Annotated in this window: 14 protein-coding genes; 3 read left to right on the top strand and 11 right to left on the bottom strand. The window is 70.8% G+C overall.

Features of this window, described 5'->3' with window-relative positions; genetic code table 11:
• Positions 1–5: 5 nt before the first annotated feature.
• Positions 6–1,247 carry an aromatic acid exporter family protein gene (locus ADK66_RS23575; protein ID WP_231640162.1) on the bottom strand — a complete coding sequence of 414 codons (1,242 nt, stop codon included), beginning with the start codon at positions 1,245–1,247 and terminating at the stop codon, positions 6–8.
• A 204-nt stretch (positions 1,248–1,451) separates the two neighbouring features.
• Between ADK66_RS23575 and ADK66_RS23570 the strand changes: the two genes are divergently transcribed.
• Positions 1,452–2,054: a hemerythrin domain-containing protein gene (locus tag ADK66_RS23570; RefSeq protein WP_053658886.1), complete on the top strand. Its 603-nt coding sequence runs from the start codon at positions 1,452–1,454 to the stop codon at positions 2,052–2,054.
• Between the two features lie 81 nt (positions 2,055–2,135).
• Here ADK66_RS23570 and ADK66_RS23565 read toward each other — a convergent pair whose 3' ends face one another.
• A complete protein-coding gene (locus tag ADK66_RS23565) occupies positions 2,136–2,318 on the bottom strand; it encodes an antitoxin (RefSeq protein ID WP_053658884.1) in 183 nt (60 codons plus the stop codon).
• Between the two features lie 204 nt (positions 2,319–2,522).
• On the opposite strand from ADK66_RS23565, the gene ADK66_RS23560 reads away from it, so the two are divergent.
• Positions 2,523–3,650, top strand: a complete 1,128-nt coding sequence (locus ADK66_RS23560; protein ID WP_053658882.1) for an AI-2E family transporter — start codon at positions 2,523–2,525, stop codon at positions 3,648–3,650.
• Positions 3,651–3,661: 11 nt separating this feature from the next.
• Here the strand turns inward: ADK66_RS23560 and ADK66_RS23555 are convergent, their stop codons facing one another.
• Positions 3,662–4,333: a dienelactone hydrolase family protein gene (locus ADK66_RS23555; protein ID WP_053658880.1), complete on the bottom strand. Its 672-nt coding sequence runs from the start codon at positions 4,331–4,333 to the stop codon at positions 3,662–3,664.
• A 171-nt stretch (positions 4,334–4,504) separates the two neighbouring features.
• Between ADK66_RS23555 and ADK66_RS23550 the strand changes: the two genes are divergently transcribed.
• A complete protein-coding gene (locus tag ADK66_RS23550) occupies positions 4,505–4,684 on the top strand; it encodes a hypothetical protein (RefSeq protein ID WP_053658878.1) in 180 nt (59 codons plus the stop codon).
• 44 nt (positions 4,685–4,728) lie between these two features.
• Here the strand turns inward: ADK66_RS23550 and ADK66_RS23545 are convergent, their stop codons facing one another.
• From ADK66_RS23545 to ADK66_RS23510, 8 genes are all read right to left on the bottom strand, one after another.
• Complete coding sequence (locus ADK66_RS23545) at positions 4,729–7,101, bottom strand: glycoside hydrolase family 65 protein (RefSeq protein ID WP_053658876.1); 2,373 nt, start codon at positions 7,099–7,101, stop codon at positions 4,729–4,731.
• Complete coding sequence (locus ADK66_RS23540) at positions 7,098–7,901, bottom strand: HAD family phosphatase (RefSeq protein ID WP_053658874.1); 804 nt, start codon at positions 7,899–7,901, stop codon at positions 7,098–7,100. The genes ADK66_RS23545 and ADK66_RS23540 overlap by 4 nt, the downstream gene beginning before the upstream one ends.
• Before the next feature lie 60 nt (positions 7,902–7,961).
• Positions 7,962–8,426: a DUF4442 domain-containing protein gene (locus ADK66_RS23535; protein WP_053658872.1), complete on the bottom strand. Its 465-nt coding sequence runs from the start codon at positions 8,424–8,426 to the stop codon at positions 7,962–7,964.
• Positions 8,427–8,488: 62 nt separating this feature from the next.
• On the bottom strand, positions 8,489–9,496 hold the full coding sequence (locus ADK66_RS23530) for a hypothetical protein (protein WP_053658870.1): 1,008 nt from the start codon (positions 9,494–9,496) through the stop codon (positions 8,489–8,491).
• A 93-nt stretch (positions 9,497–9,589) separates the two neighbouring features.
• The gene (locus tag ADK66_RS23525) at positions 9,590–10,942 is read right to left on the bottom strand and encodes an ABC transporter ATP-binding protein (RefSeq protein WP_053658868.1); all 1,353 of its coding nucleotides are present in this window, start codon (positions 10,940–10,942) and stop codon (positions 9,590–9,592) included.
• 80 nt (positions 10,943–11,022) lie between these two features.
• Complete coding sequence (locus ADK66_RS23520) at positions 11,023–13,233, bottom strand: bifunctional glycosyltransferase family 2 protein/CDP-glycerol:glycerophosphate glycerophosphotransferase (RefSeq protein WP_053658866.1); 2,211 nt, start codon at positions 13,231–13,233, stop codon at positions 11,023–11,025.
• Between the two features lie 15 nt (positions 13,234–13,248).
• Positions 13,249–15,309 (bottom strand): DUF5941 domain-containing protein, encoded by a 2,061-nt coding sequence (locus tag ADK66_RS23515; RefSeq protein WP_157552865.1) that lies wholly within the window; start codon positions 15,307–15,309, stop codon positions 13,249–13,251.
• Positions 15,306–16,049 carry an ABC transporter ATP-binding protein gene (locus ADK66_RS23510; RefSeq protein WP_053658865.1) on the bottom strand — a complete coding sequence of 248 codons (744 nt, stop codon included), beginning with the start codon at positions 16,047–16,049 and terminating at the stop codon, positions 15,306–15,308. Before ADK66_RS23510 ends, ADK66_RS23515 begins: the two co-directional genes overlap by 4 nt.
• Between the last annotated feature and the right edge of the window lies 1 nt (position 16,050).

Here is a 16,050-nt window from a genome sequence, read left to right as displayed (position 1 = left end):
ACGGTTCACCGGGCCGGTCTCCCACTGTCGGGGAGGCCGGCCCTGCCGTCGTAACGGCGACGGGTGGCCAGGTCGGCCCGCCGTCGGGACCGCGACGCACGGGTCGGCCGGATCCGGTACAGGTGTCGCCGGGTCGGCGGGTGCGTGGCGGCCTCGCCGGCGCCGGCGGCCTCACGCACGATCCTGTTGGCGTCGTCCGGTTCGCAGCCGGTGGCGCGGAGCAGGTCGCTGGCCGCGGTGCGCAGGCCGGTGACGAGGGCGTCGCCGAACGACCTGACCCCACAGGCGGCCGCCCGCCCGGCCAGGTTCGCGCACTCCTCGACAAGCGTACGGGTGTTCTGGAAGGTGTCATCGCCCCTGCACTCCGTACGCAGTTGCGCCACCGCCGCACCGAGCCGGGCGATCGCGTCCGGCAGCTCCGGCGGGATCTGCTCGTCGTACTGGAGTGCTGTCGTGGACCAGCGGGCCAGGGCGCGGCTGTCCAGCAGCAACCGTTCGAGGTGACCCGCGCTGAGGGCGTACCTGTGAAACTGCTGGCGGCGGTGCCACCGGGCCGGCGCGATCGTCACCACCTCCTCGGCCCCGCTCAGCGCGTCGTGCAGTCGGCCCAGGTCGTCGTCGCTGCCACGGAGCTGGTCGAGCACACGCAACGTCCGGTCGCTGTCGCGGTCCCGCACCGCCTGCGCGAGTTCGGCGAGCTGCTCGCGGAGGACCTCGAAGATCGGTGTCGCCGCCCGGTCCAGCACCCGCAGCGGATTGACCGGCAGCAGCAACGCGACCACCACCAGGCCGACGATGCCACCGACAAGCGCGTCGAAGATCCGGGGCACCTCAAGGCCGCTCTCCATCGGGGCCAACGTCGTGATCAGCACGGCGGTACCGCCGGCCTGCCCGACAAGCGGGCCACCCTTCCCGGCCACCAGCAGGGCGGTGGCGATGGCGAGGGCGACGACCAGGCCGGTCTGCCACGGCCCCGAGCCGACGACGAAGCGCAGCGTGTCGCCGATGATGAGGCCCAACGCGACGCCGGCCAGCAGTTCGAAGGTACGCCGGGCTCGTTGCCCGATGGCGGTGGCGATCGTACCGACGGCCGCGGCGGGGGCGAAGACGTGCGAGCCGGAGCCGAGGAAATGCTTGGCGATCAGGGCGGCGAGCGCCGCGGCCAGCCCTGCCTGGGCGGCGATCACCAGGGTGATCTCCCACTGTCGGGCCCGGAGCCGGCCGGCCTGCCCGCTGCGGTGCCGCACTGTTTCGACAAACTGGCCGCTCTTCTCGGCAGCCGTTTCGAGTCGAGACCGGCCGCGGCCGGGTCGTGGACGGTCGTCGGCCATGGCGGCGGATACCCGGGCGTCGTCCCGGCAATCCATCGGCGACCATGGGTTTGTCAGACCGCTGCGGGGTACCAGGGGCCACACACACCCACCGATCCGCAACCGGCAAGGGGACGTGAGATGAGCAATCCGCAGACCGTCGACGACCAGGACGTCGTCGACATCCTGGTCACCGACCACCATGAGGTCGAGGCGCTCTTCGTCGAGTTGGAGACGCGGCAGGGCACCCCCGAGTACCGCCGTCAACTCGTCGACGTGGTGATCTCCGAACTCGTCCGCCACGCGATTGCCGAGGAGGCGTACGTCTATCCGACGGCCCGTAAGGCGCTGCCCGACGGCGACCAGATCGCCGAGCATGAGATCGCCGAGCACGCCGACGCCGAACGGACCATGAAGGACCTGGAGTCGGTCGACCCGTCCGATCCGCGCTTCGACGAACTGCTCGCCCACCTGACCAGCACCATCCGGCACCACGTCCAGGAGGAGGAGAACGACCTCTTTCCCCGGCTGCGTGCCGCGACGGCCCGGGAGGAGCTTGTCGAGCTGGCCGGCAAGGTGACGGCGATCAAGAAGATCGCGCCGACCCGGCCGCACCCGAGCGCACCGGACCGCCCTCCGGCGAACAAGCTGCTCGCCCCCGGCACCGGCCTGGTCGACCGTGTGCGTGACGCGTTGAGCGGCCGGCCGACCTCGATGGACGAGCTACGCGAAGGGCAGCACTGACCCGTCGCCGGATGGTCGGTGACGGTCCGCAAGGGACATCCCGGGTCGCCACTTGGTGGCGGCCCGGGATGTCCCGGTGTGTCAGCGGACCTGGTCGCCCTCTCCGGTACGGGCCTGAGCCTGATCCACGCCCTTGTCGATCTGGTCGTCGTACTTTCCGCCGGTGCGCCGATCGGCCGCGTCGCCGGCCTTCTCCATCCCCTGGTCAACCTGCTTGTCGTGCTTGTCCGCAAAGTCCTTGGCCTTGTCCATGAAGTCGCTCATCGCGGTCCTCCTCCACTTCCGACTGCGTCAGTGATGGCTTCCCTGAGCCGGGTTGCCCAAACTCGGACGATCCAGACTCGCCGGCCAGGAACGGATGTCCCGTGTGCACCCGCCACGACACCGGCCCACCTCGCGTTGGAGCGGTACGGGTGTCGGCGCGCGTCAGGCCGGGTACCGACCTCCCGGACATCGAGGAGGACCGACATGGCGGCAGAGGAACCCGGGGCAGACTCCGGGGAGACGACGCACGACGTACAGCCGCGCAACCCGTGGACGGCGCTGCCGTGGCTGGTCCGCACCGCGGTGCTGTGGAGCGCCTGCCTGGTGGTCATCGTCGCCGGGCTCTACCTGCTGGGCCGGATCGCCCTGCTGTTGGCACCGCTCGCCATCGCGCTGGCCGCGACCATCTTCCTCACCGCACTGCTGGACCCGGTGCTGCTCCGGCTTCGCCGGCTGCGGGTGCCCGCGGCACTTGCCGCGCTGCTCACCGTCCTGCTGCTGCTCGGCATCCTGGTGGGCGTCGGCGCGCTTGTGTGGAACCTGACGGCGAGCCAGTTCGACCAGCTCAGCCAGGAGTTGACCCAGGGCGTCGACCGCAGCCGGGACTTCGTCACGTCCACCCTGCCCGTCACCGACGCCCAACTGGACCGCCTGATCAGCCAGGCCCGGGACGGGTTGAGCGGCAGTTCGCCGGACCCGGTCTCCGGCGCCCGGACGGCCACCGAGGTGTTCGGCTCCGCGCTGCTCGCCCTGGTGCTGCTCTTCTTCCTGCTCAAGGACGGCCGGTCGATGTGGCACTGGGTGCTGTCCCGGATGACCGGCCCGAACCGGGCCGTGGTCGCCGAGGCCGGTCGGGGCGGCTGGCAGACGCTCGGCGCGTACAGCCGGGGCACCATGCTGATCGCCGCTATCGACGCGATCGGCATCGGCCTGGCCCTGGTGGTGCTGCGGGTGCCGTTGGCGCTGCCACTGGCGCTCATCACCTTCCTCGGCGGCTTCGTACCGATCATCGGCGCGACGGTGGCCGGCGCTGTGGCGGTGCTCGTGGCCCTCGCTGCCAACGGGCCGACGACGGCGCTGCTCACCCTCGCGGCGGTGATCGCCGTCCAGCAGATCGAGGGCAACCTGCTCGAACCGCTGGTGATGAAGCGGCAGGTCCGACTGCACCCGGCGGTGATCCTGGTGGCCGTCACCGCCGGCACCCTGATCGCCGGTATCGCCGGGGCCTTCGTCAGTGTCCCGATCACCGCCGTCCTCTGGCGCATCATCGACACCGTCCAACGGCACCGGGCCACTGCCACCCTTGCGGTTCCGGCCGCTCCGGCGGGTTGACCCCGTCGGCCTCAGCTGCGACGAACGGCCTCGCCGACCAGGTGGTCGCTGAACCAGGCACCTGCCTGGTCGGCCACCTGGTCGAGCGTGCCGGGTTCCTCGAACAGATGGGTAGCGCCCGGGACCACCCGCAGCTCGCCGACCTCACCCAACTCGCCGAGCGCCTGCTCGTTGAGCACTATCACTTCCTCGTCCAGGCCGCCGACAAGCAACAACGTGGGGGTACGCACCCGCGCCAGCGCCGCACCGGCCAGGTCGGGTCGACCGCCCCGGGACACCACAGCCCTCACCCGGTCCGCGCGGGACGCGGCGGCGACCAGAGCGGCGGCGGCACCCGTGCTGGCCCCGAAGAGACCGATGGGTACGTCCCCGGCGGGACGCTCGACCGCCAGCCAGTCGACGATCCCGGCCAGCCGGCCAGCCAACAACCCGATGTCGAACCGCGGTTCGGCGGTACGCGCGTCCACCTCCTCCTCCGCCGGGGTGAGCAGGTCCACGAGCACAGTGGCGAGACCACGCCCGTTAAGCGTCCGGGCCACCGCCACGTTGCGCGGGCTGTGCCGCGAGCTGCCGCTGCCGTGCGCGAACAGCACCACGCCGGCCGGATCAGCGGGCAGCAGCAGATCGGCGGGAAGCTGGACGTCCCCTACCGGAATGGTCACCGTGCTGCTCTGCTCGTCCATACCGCACCTCCGCGCGCTCGCCCGTCCCACGCGCGTACCCCGCCTGGGGCTTCGCACGCACCCGGGATGCCCGGGCCTGGGCCGCGTTTGTCGCAGATGCCGCCGGGTAGCCGGGAGGTGACCGCAGACCGCGCAGGCGCAACCGCGCCCCGACGGATCGCGAGGATCGCCATGGCCAAGCAGCAGACCTCCCGGCAGCAGCAGATGGACGAACGGAACCGGCGCGAACAGGACATCGAGCGGAGCCGGAACTTCGGGGACGAGGCCTCCGAGGCCCGCCTGCCCGACGATCCCCGGGCGATGGCCCCCAGGGACGCCCTGGGCCGCCCGTCGACCGGAGAACCCGTCTGACGTACGCGTGCAACGGCCGGGACGGGAGACTCCCGTCCCGGCCGTCACTCGTCGCGCTCGGGCAGCCGGAGCAGCGGCGACCGGCCCGGCGGGTGCTCCGCCGGCGCAGCCGTCGGCTCCGCCTGCGGCACGGGTACTGTCACCGGTTCGTCGGAGGTGACCCGCAGCAGCTGGTTGTGGTGGCGCAGCTCCACCACGTCGTCCGGGCCTCCGTGTCGCAGCGAGTACGTCGTCTCGTGCGGCCGGACGTCCACGCGCAGCGCCAGTCCGCGCCACTGCAACGAGAACTCAAGGCGGCTGAGCCGGCTGGAGAGCCGGGGCGCGAACGACAGCTGACCGTCGTGGTCGCGCAACCCGCCGAGCCCACCGATCAGGGCGAGCCACGCGCCGGCCAGCGAGGCCATGTGCACGCCGTCGCGGGTGTTCTCGTTGAGGTCGTGCAGGTCCATCAGGGCGGCTTCGCGCAGGTAGATGTGCGCCAGTTCGGGATAGCCCACCTCGGCGGCCAGCACCGCCTGCGTGCACGCCGACAGCGACGAGTCACGGACCGTCCGGCGCTCGTAGTAGAGGAAGTTGCGCAGCTTCTCCTCGGGGGTGAACGCGTCCCCCCGCCAGTGCATCGCCAGGACCAGGTCGGCCTGCTTGACCACCTGCTTGCGATACAGCTCGAAGTACGGATAGTGCAGCAGCAACGGGTACTTCTCCGCAGGCGTGTGCGCGAAGTCCCACTCCTGGAGGCGGGTGAACCCCTCCACCTGCTGGTGCACCTCCAGCTCGTCGTCGTACGGGATGTGCATCGCGGCGGCGGCATCCCGCCAGCTCGCCGCCTCCTCGTCGGTGACGCCGAGGCGGAACGCCTCGTCGCGGTAGCGCATCGCCGACTCGGCCGCGGTGAGCATGTTCCGCTGCGCCATCAGGTTCGTGTAGATGTTGTCGTTCTTCACGGCCGTGTACTCGTCCGGGCCGGTGACCCCGTCGATGTGGAACTGGCCGCGCCGGTCGTGGTGCCCGATCGAGCGCCACAGCCGGGCGGTCTCCACGAGCAGCTCCAGCCCGATCTCCCGCTCCAGCTCGGTGTCGCCGGTGACGAGCACGTACCGGCGCAGCGCGTCCGCGATGTCGGCGGCGATGTGGAACGCCGCGGTGCCGGCCGGCCAGTACCCGGAGGACTCCGGCCCCTCGATGGTTCGCCACGGGAACGCGGCGCCCTTGAGGTTGAGTGTCTCGGCCCGCTCGCGTGCCTGGTCAAGCGTGCTGTGTCGCCACTGCAACGCGCTGCGGACCGCGCTCGGCTGGGTGTACGTCAGCACCGGCAGGACGAACATCTCGGTGTCCCAGAAGGCGTGCCCGTCGTACCCGGGGCCGGTCAACCCCTTGGCCGAGATGGGCCGCTGCTCGGCACGGGCACCGGCCTGAAGCACGTGGAAGAGACCGAACCGGACGGCCTGCTGGATCTCCGGGTCGCCCTCGACGAGGACGTCCGCCGCGTCCCAGAACTCGTCGAGATAGCTGCGCTGCTCCCGGTGCAGCCCCTCCCATCCGTCGAGGCGGGCGCCGGCAAGTGCCGCGCCGACCTGGTCACGCAACGCCGGCAGGGAGCGTCGGCTCGACCAGCCGTACGTCAGGTACTTGACGATCCGCAGCTTCTCACCGGGCTTGAGCACGCAGGCGATGGTCGTACGGACCCAGTCCTCGTACCCCTCGGACTCGATCGTGGTGCGGTCCGGACCGTGCACCTCGTGCTCCATGGCGGCGGCCACCCGCAACCCGGAGACCTTTGTGCGGTGGATCAGCTGCCCGCCGTCGGGTGTGGTCAGTTCCTCCTCGGCCTGCAAAGGCGACTCCAGGACCGCCGCGACCCGGGGGTCCTTGCTCTGCGCGGGCAGCGACTCGTTTGCCACCAGCTCGGACTGCACGATGAGCCGCAGCGGGCCGTCGACGGCCTCCACCTCGTAGTTGATCGCGGCCACCGACCGTTGGGTGAACGACACCAGCCGGGTACTGCGGACCTTGACCTCACGGCCTGCCGGGGAGCGCCAGTGCAGCTCGCGGTGCAGGGTGCCCGCGCGCATGTCGAGCACCCGCTCGTGGGAGATCAGCTCGCCGTAGCGCACGTCGAGCGGTTCGTCGTCGACGAGCAGCCGGATCAGCTTGCCGTTCGTGACGTTGACGATGGTCTGCCCGGACTCGGGGAAGCCGTAGCCTGCCTCCGCGTACGGCAGCGGGCGAAGCTCGAAGAACGAGTTGAGGTAGGTGCCGGGCAGGCCGTGCGGCTCGCCCTCGTCGAGGTTGCCGCGCAGGCCCACGTGACCGTTGGACAGCGCGAAGACCGACTCCGACTGGGCCAGCACGTCCATGTCCAGGCGGGTTTCCCGGATGTGCCAGGGCTCGACGGGATAGGCCCGTTCCCGGATCACGCGGTGCCCCGATCGTCGCTCGTCGTCGCGTCGACCGTACGCGTCGGCGGGTCGGCGTCACCGGCGTCGAGCAGGTCGGCGAGGTCCTTGACCACGATGTCGGCACCGTGCGCGAGCAACTCGTCGGCCTGACCGACCCTGTCGACGCCGACCACGAAGCCGAAACCGCCGGCGCGACCGGCGGCCACTCCGGAGAGCGCGTCCTCGAAGACGGCAGCCTGGGTGGGGTCGACGCCGAGCAGGGCGGCCCCGGCCAGGAAGGTGTCCGGCTGTGGCTTGCCGCGCAGCCCCTGCTGCCGGGCGACGATCCCGTCGACCCGCGCTTCCAGCAGTCGGTCCACCCCGGCTGCGGCGACCACCTCATGCCCGTTGGCGCTCGCGGTCACCACTGCCCGACGCAGCCCGGCGGCGGCCGCCGCCTCCAGGTAGCGCACCGAGCCCGGGTAGACCTCTACGCCGTCGGTGCGCAGGTGCTCCAGTAGCAGGACGTTCTTGCGGTTGCCGACGCCGTTCACAGTGTCGGCGTCCGGTGGGTCGTCCGGGGTGCCCTCGGGGAGAACGATGCCACGGGAGGCGAGGAACGACCGGACGCCGTCGGCGCGCGGTCGGCCGTCGACGTACCTGTTGTAGTCGGGTCCGGGATCGAACGGCTGGAACGGAGTCCCGGTGGACGTCGCGTGCTGGCGCAGGAACTCGTCGAACGTTTGCGTCCAGGCGGCGTTGTGCACTCGGGCGGTCTGCGTCAGCACACCGTCCAGATCGAAGAGACAGGCGGTCACATGAGCAGGTAGGCCCAGCACGGTACGAATCTAACCACCCCGCCGGCCCGCAAACCCCTTTTCGGTGACGCGCGCCGCCGCTCAGTTCGGTCGTAGCGTCCAGAGCACGGTGAGCGTCGATGTGTGCTTGCCGTCCTCGGTGCCGATCTGCACCTCGATCGGGAACTCGGGTCGCTGGCCGGCTTCGAGTTCGTCGATCACTTCCTGGGCGGGGCGACCGAGTCGCGCGGTGGCCAGGACGGGCCCGTACGCGCGCTTGTGGTAGGCGATGTCGGCCCGGACGACGAGCGGCACCATGCGGTCGAGCAGGTGCCCGAAGGCGACAAGCACGATCGTGCCGGAGGCCGTCTCGCCGAGCGTGAACATCGCGCCGGCGTGCGGCCCGCCGATGTGGTTGTGGATGGCCGGGGTGTCGGGCAGCCGCACGACCGCCCGCACCCCGCCGTCCGCCTCGGGTGCCACCTCGACGAATTCGATGCCGAGGGTACGGGCGAACGGCACCGCTTCCAGCATTCCGGCCGCCACCTGGCGGGAGTCGATTGTCATGTGCCGACGTTACTCGCGGGTAACCAAGGCGGCAACCAGGGCCTTTCCACCTGCCATCCCGGTCACAGGTTGGCGATCGTCCGCAGGATCTCGGCGTAGAAGTTGCCGTCGATGCTGCGGAAGAAGGCGAAATCCTGACCCGGGTCGCCGAAGAACGGGCGCAGTGTCCAGGCCAGCTGGGTCCCGACGAAGCCGAAGAGCAGGATCCAGATGTAGAGCAGCGTCATGCTTGCCGGCCGCTGGGTCGGCTCGCCGCGGCGGACCGGCGGGGTGCCCCACGGACGGTTCGTCGCCGGGTAGCCGGGCGGCAGCACGCCGGGGGCCGGCTGCCCGCCCCACTGGGCCTGGGTGGGGACCTGCGCCGGGGTCTGGACAATCGGTGCCGCGGCGGGCGTGCCGCCGTTCGCGCCCGCCCCTGCCGCCGCCGCTCCGGCCGGCACTGCGACCGGCTCCGCGCCGGCGGAGGAGGTCGAACCGGCGGCCACGGTGGCCGGCACGGCGCCTGCGGACACGGCGGCCGGCGCCGGGGCGCTGACCTGGGCCGGGGTTTCGGCGGCCACCGCCGGGGCGAGCAGACCGTGGTCGTTGAGGACCTGCATCCCACCGGTCAGGAAGCGCAGCCCGACCAGCGCCGACAGCGTCAGGATGGCGACGTTCAGCAGCTTGAAGAAGCCGTAGTCCGGAGCGGTGATCAGGAAGAAGAGGCTGATCGGCGCGAACGCCACAGCGAGCATCGAGGTGACGGTGATCGCCACCATCACCAGCGCCAACGACTGGCGCACCGACAACCGGGCGCCGAAGACCAGGTTGAACAGGTAGAGCGTGGGCAGGCAGATGGCAAGTGTGACAAGGAACAGCAGTGGCAGCTTCAGCGCGGAGGTGAGCGCCATGAGCGGGCTGTGGAAGGCACCGAGCACCGCCCCGTAACAGGCGAGGGCGATGGCCGAGCTGGCCAGCATCCGCCCGGTCAGCGCGTTGAGATCACGCTCGGCCACGATCTGCTGCCAGATGCCCTGCCGGTCACGCAGGATGCGCTCGATGACGAGCGGGCTGGGACGGTCACCCGACACGGGTGCACCCCTCTCGGTGACTTTCACTGTGGACTGGGTGGGCAGACGGTAGGCCACCGGGAGGGCGGCTCGCCACCCCGCTCCGGCGTGGCGTTACCGCCAACCCACGTCGATCCGCGCGCCCCGCTCGTCGAAGAAGTGCAGCGCGTCCATCCGTACCGAGACCGCGAGCGGATGCCCGGCGGTGACCGCCGGGTACGGCGCCAGCCGCACCGCCAACTCGGCCGGCCGGCGATGGTGCCGACCCGGATCGGGGAGCACGCTGGTGCGGGTGCCATTGGCCTGCGGCTCCTCGGTCTCCACCGGCTTGCCGGTGAGCCGCTGCATCACCGCGCCGAACCGACGCAGCCCTCGCTGACCGATCGGCGGCGAGTCCAGCGGTGCACCCATCTCGTCCACCATGATCGCGGTCGCCCCGATGTCGAGGAACGCCAGCGACTCGTGGCCGTGGTGCTCCAGGTAGCGGATCCGGCCGCGCAGCACATCACCGGGGCTGTCCGGAGCGACAGGAGTGAGCGCCTCGGCTCGCATCCCGACCACGATCCGCTCGCCGTGGTAGTGCGCCACCGCCCGGCTGCGGATGTCGTTCCAGGGCAGGTAGAGCGCCTGGTCACCGAGGTTGAGCGTGACGTACCGGTCGAGGTGGACGTAGACCGACGCCTCAAGCAGGTTCATCCGCGGGCTGCCGAGGAAGGCTGCCACGTAGAGCGTCGCTGGACGGCCGTACACCTGGGTGGGTGTGCCCACGTCCTGGAGCACCCCGCGGCGCATGATCGCGACCCGGTCGGCCATTGTCAGCGCCTCGGCCTGGTCGTGGGTGACGTAGACGGTGGTGACGCCCAGCTCCCGGGTCAGGCCCGAGATCTCCGCGCGCAGCTCGGCGCGGAGCCCGCTGTCAAGGTTGGACAGCGGCTCGTCCATCAGGAACAAGCCCGGTCGTCGGACGATTGCCCGGCCCATCGCTACCCGCTGGCGTTGCCCACCGGACAGCTGACCCGGCTTGCGGGCCAGAACGTCGTTGATGCCCAGCGCGCTCGCCACGTCGGTGACGCGCTCACCCCGCGGCTCCGGCTCCACTCCGGCCAGCCGCAGCGGGAAGGCGATGTTGTCGCCCACTGTCATGTGCGGGTAGAGCGCGAAGTCCTGGAAGACCATCGCGATCTTGCGATCTCGCGGTGGCAGGTCGTTCGCCAGCTCGCCGTCCAGCAGGACCGCGCCCTCGGTCGGGTCCTCCAGACCGGCGATCATCCGCAGCACAGTGGACTTGCCACAGCCGGACGGGCCCAGCAACACCATGAACTCGCCGTCGTTCACGTCCAGGTTGATTTTGTCGACGGCCAGCGTGCCGTCCTTGAAGACCTTGCTCACATCCTTGAGCGCGACGGTGCTCACCGTCACCTCCCCCAGCTTGTCGGCCGAACCCCACAAGACTGTGACCAGGATCATTGCGCTCGCACATCGGGTAAACGTCTCATGTTCGGCCGATGACGTTGCTATTACACGACACTAGGCACCCGGGTCGGGCGTCAGCACCGGCTCGACTGCTCCGACGGCTCGCCCAGGAACACCCGACGCACCACCCGCTCCGCCGCCCGGCCGTCGTCCAACGTGCAGAAACGGTCCCGAAACCGTTCCCGGGCGCTGTTCGCCCCGGCCGTCCGCACCGCGCCGGTGCGGAACAGGTCGAGCAGATCCGTGAAGGTGGTGGCCACCGCGCCCGGCGGCTCGGCCGTGACGTCGAAGTAGACACCCCGAGCCAGACGGTACGACTCCCAGTCCGGCGCGTAGAGCACGATCGGGCGATCCAGAACCGCGTAGTCGAACATCGCCGAGGAATAGTCGGTGACCAGCACGTCGGCCACCAGGTAGAGGTCCTCCACCCGCTGGTAGCCGCTGACGTCGCGTACCCGTTCCCAGTTACCCGGCCGGCCGGGACGGCGATCCCGATCGTGGAAGTAGTGACTGCGCATCAGCAGTTGGCCCGAGTCACCCAACGCCTCGACGAACCGGTCCGGCTGAAACGGGGGCCGGTAGCCGGGCAGGTGCTCGCGGTGCGTCGGGGCGTACAGCACCACCTGCTCGTCGGGGGTGAAGCCGAACTCCTGCCGCAGCCGCCGTACCTCGTCCGGACCGGCGGTGACCAGCCGGTCGTTGCGCGGGTAGCCCACCTCCAGCGTGGTGTACGTGGCCGGGTACGCCCGGTCCCACATCTGGGTGGAGAAGCTGTTGGCGCTGACGCTGTAGTCCCAGCGGTCCACGCGGCGCAGCAGTCCTGCGAAGTCCATCCGTCCCGCACCGATGGGATAGCGCTGCTGGTCCAACCCCATCACCTTGACCGGGGTGCCGTGGTGGGTCTGCACGTGCACCTGGTCCGGCCGCTTGCGGACGAAGTCCGGGAAGTTCACGTTGTTGATCAGCCAGCGGGCCCGCGCCAGCACCCGGTAGTAGGCGGGAGTGCCTGCCACCACGTACTCCACCCCTGCCGGCACGGCGTCCACCCGGTCGCGGCGCACGATCCACACCCCACGCACACCGGGGGCCAACCGGCGTGCGACCTCGTAGATCGCCGCCGGGTTGCAGGCGTAGCCGCGGTACCAGTAGGCGGCGTACACGGCGAGGGCCGGATCGACAGGCCGGCGCAGCTCCGCCCGGTAGTACTCGCGCAGCAGGCCGTCGCGGGTCACCCGGGCACTGCGACGGGCCACCGGCCCGACCCGCCGCTTGGCGGTCCGCACCTGCCGGCGGGCCGTGTCACGGGCTCGGCTGGCAGCCCGCAGCGCCGTGAACGTCCGCCACCGGCCGGCCGCGACCAGCCGGTGCTTGACCCCCTCCACCCCCTCCGGTAGGGGGTAGCCGCCCTCGGGCAGCCACCGCGCGTAGTCCTCGGTGATCTGCACGAAGAAGGCCGACCGCAACTCCGGTGCGATCCGCTGGCCGTTGCCGAGCACCGTCAGGTAATGCCAGATCATCCGCTCGAACACCGCCGGCCGCAGCTCGTCCACAGCCGGCGACCAGGCGTCCATCAGGTGGAAGACCCGATGCCACTGCGGGAAAACCTCGAAATGCCTGTCACCCCGGGTCTTGGTGATCGCGCCGGCACGGCGCTGCCGGTAGTTGACACACACCCGATCGAGTACGCCGATCCGCCGCGCCGCCATCAGCACCGGATAGCTGAACGAGACGTCCTCGTACCAGCCGTCCGAGAAACGCAGCCCCAGGTCGACAAGGAACTGCCTGCGGACCAGCCGGTTCCAGGCGGTGTGCAGCAGCCGCATCGTCTCCGGCCGGTCCCGCAGCCGGAACGTTGCCGTCCCTGGTGACTCGGGAAACACCTCGGCCATCGCACTGCGGGTGACTGTGTCGTTCCAGTACGCCCGGACGTGGTCGACGAGCAGCACGTCAGGTTTTGTCGTCCGCAGCCGCTCGGCGACCTCCGGCAGGCAGTCGGGCATCAGCCAGTCGTCACCGTCGATGAACCACACGTACTCGCCGACGGCCCGGTCCAGCCCGATGTTGCGGGCCGGACCGAGGCCGACGTTCTCCGGCAGCCGGACCGCACGGACCCGGGGGTCGCGGGCCGCGTACTCGTCGATGATCTCGCCGCTGGCGTCCGGCGAGCAGTCGTCGACGGCGATCACCTCGATGTCGGTGTCCGGTTGCCCGAGGATCGAGTCCAGGCATTCGCGCAGATATCCCTGCACCCGGAAGGCCGGCACCACGAAACTGATCAGGGTCATCCGGCCGTCCCTCCGTCAGCGGGGCGTCACACCTCCCGCGCCCAGGGATGCGGCCGACGCCCGCGCGTCACGGGCCGGTCGGACGAACCAGGCCAGGACGGCGCTCGCCACGAAGACCACGAGAAGGTACGCACCGAGTGTAGCCATGCCCATACCGACCATACCGGCAATCGCGGCGAGGGCCAGCAGCACCGAACGTCCCTCCCAGCCCAGCGTGGCCGCGTGCAGAGGCGGCGCCACCTGCCGCTTCTCCAGTCGCGCCGTCAGGTCGTAGTGGTGCACGGTGAGCACGAAGACGTAACCGAAGATCAGCCACCCGGGCGCGTCGCCGACCACACCGACCGCGATGGCGAACAGGTACTCGCCGGCCCGCAGCGCCGCCGGCACCAGCCAGTCCAACGGGCCGTTGTGTGCCGCCCCGGCACCGAGGCCGCCGGCCAGCAGCACCAGCAACGCCACCGGCACCGTCCAGCGCAGACCCTCCGGCGAGTCGCCCAGCAGCGCCGCGACAAGCAGCACCGCAGGGCCGAGCGCGGCGATCACCGCCAGTGTGAGCGGACCCATCGGGCGGACCGCAGGCAACCAGCGGGCCAACGGCCCGTCGTCGCGGTGCAGCGTCGCGTCGACCGTGTCCAGCACCGGCACCCGCATCCAGCGGGCCCGCAGCGTACGCAGCGCCCCGGTGTACGCGAACGCCAACGTGCCCCACACCAGCACCGCGACAAGGCTGACAAGCGGGTTGAACAGCGCCACTGTGATCGCGATCAGCGCCCACCGCTCACCGATCGGGAACACGACGGTCCGCTTCAGCCAGTACGACAGCGAACCCGTGTCCGCCTGCACCCGTGTCGACGCCGCGTTGAGCCGGTCACCGATCCCGCCGCTGGCACCAGTCGCCGATCGAGGCCGGCGTGCCGCCTCGTCGTGCAGCACCCCGTACCAGGTGTCGGTCATGTGCCGGACGGTCTGCAACGTCATCGCGGCGATCGCCAGCGCCCAGCCGTTGCCCAGCCCGGCGTGGCTCACCCCGAAGCCCAGCCCGGCGTAGACGAGGTATTCCTTCGCCCGGTCGGCCATCGTGTCCAGCCAACCGCCCCAGGCGCTGAAATGCCTTGTGTAACGGGCCAACTGACCGTCCACGCAGTCCAGCACGAACCCGAGGTAGAGCAGCACGGCGCCGCCCACAAGCGCGGGTCGCCCGCCGACGCCGAACAGCACGGCAGCGGCCAGCGCGAACAGCACCGAGATCACCGTCACCCCGGTGGGGGTGAGACGCATCCGTGCCGCCAGCCGCACCACGTACGGCGACCAGGTGCTGACGAAGTACGTGGAGAAGAAGTCGTCCTTCTCCTTCACCGACAGCCGCAGTTCGGCCCGGTCCTCGTCCACAGCCGTCACCGCCGCCTCGGCAGCGGCCAGCCCGACGGCGTCCTCGACCCGGTGCGCGACGAGCAGGCGTACCCGCTGGGCGAAGATCAAGGTGCCGAGCGCCGCGAGACCCGCGACGAGCCGGTCCACGGCGGACCCGGGACCATCGGCGGGGGCCGAGCCTGCCGAGCCCACACCGCCGGCCACCGGCAGCGGCGACACGTCACCGGCCGGGCCGATCGGGGCGGCGACGGGGAGCACTCCGGACGCGGCGGCGCGGGCCGCAGCGGCGAGGTTCGGCAGGTCGTCCACGCCGACCCTCAACGCACCGCCGAACACGCCTGTGGCGTCGCCGTCCAGGTCGCCCACCGCGCCGGCGTCGACGACCTGCCCGCGCTCCTCGCGCACCGCCGTCCGTCCCGGCACCGGCGGATCGCTGAGCACCAGCGCCACCGTCGGCCCCACCGGGCTGGTGGCCAGATGCCGCAGTACGGCTGTGTGCGCCACCAGGTCGGTGCCTGTGACAAGCAGCGGACCGGTGGCGGCGTCGGCAAGCGCGGCCAGGTCGTCGAGGGTGGCCGCGAAGCGCACCTCGTCCGCCCCCGCCCGGCGCAACTGGGCGGCGAGCCGGTCGGCAAGCGGCTCGCCGGTCGCGGTGGCCAGGCCCGCCGCGGGCGTCCCGGCGGCGAGCACTATCGCGAGCGTCACCGCGGGACCGCGGCGTGGTACGCGTCGAGCGCCTCGGCGATGGTGCCGTCGAGCGTCAACCGGCCCGCGTCGAGGAACAACCCCCGACGGCAGAACCGGGTCAGGTCCTTTTCGTTGTGTGACACCAGCACCAAGGTGCGCCCCTCCCCGAGCAGACGATCAATCGTCGCGTAACACTTCTTGCGGAACTCCGCGTCGCCAACCGCGGTCACCTCGTCCATCAGCAGGATCGGGTGCGGCAGGTGCGAGATGATCGCGAAGCCGAGCCGCACCTTCATCCCCGACGAGTAATGCCGCACGGACGTGTCGATGGCCCGTTCCACCTGCTCACCGGCGAACTCGACGATCTCGTCGAAGTGCCGCTTCAGGTAGCTCGCCGACAGCCCGTGCAGTCCACCGACCAGGTGCAGGTTCTCCCTGCCGGTCAGGTCGTTGGAGAAACCGGCGGACAGCTCCAGCAGCGGGGCCACCGCCCCGTGCACCCGGATGCTGCCCTCGTCCGGGATGAGCACCCCGGCGATCAGCCGCAGCAGGGTGCTCTTACCTGTGCCGTTGCGGCCGATCACCCCGACCGTCTCGCCCGGCTCGACGGTGAACGACACGTCGCGCAGCGGCCAGAACTGGCCCGGCAGGGCACCCCGCGCGCCCCGGTGGATGAACAACTCCCGCAGCCGCAGCTGGCGACGACGGTTGCGGACGAACCGGATGCCCAGCTGATCGGCCTCGATGATCGGCGCCATC

This window comes from Micromonospora sp. NRRL B-16802 (genome assembly GCF_001279555.1).
GTDB classification, from domain to species: domain Bacteria; phylum Actinomycetota; class Actinomycetes; order Mycobacteriales; family Micromonosporaceae; genus Micromonospora; species Micromonospora profundi.
The sequence above is the reverse complement of the archived record's forward strand: the minus strand, read 5'-3'. Positions and strand labels throughout refer to the sequence as shown.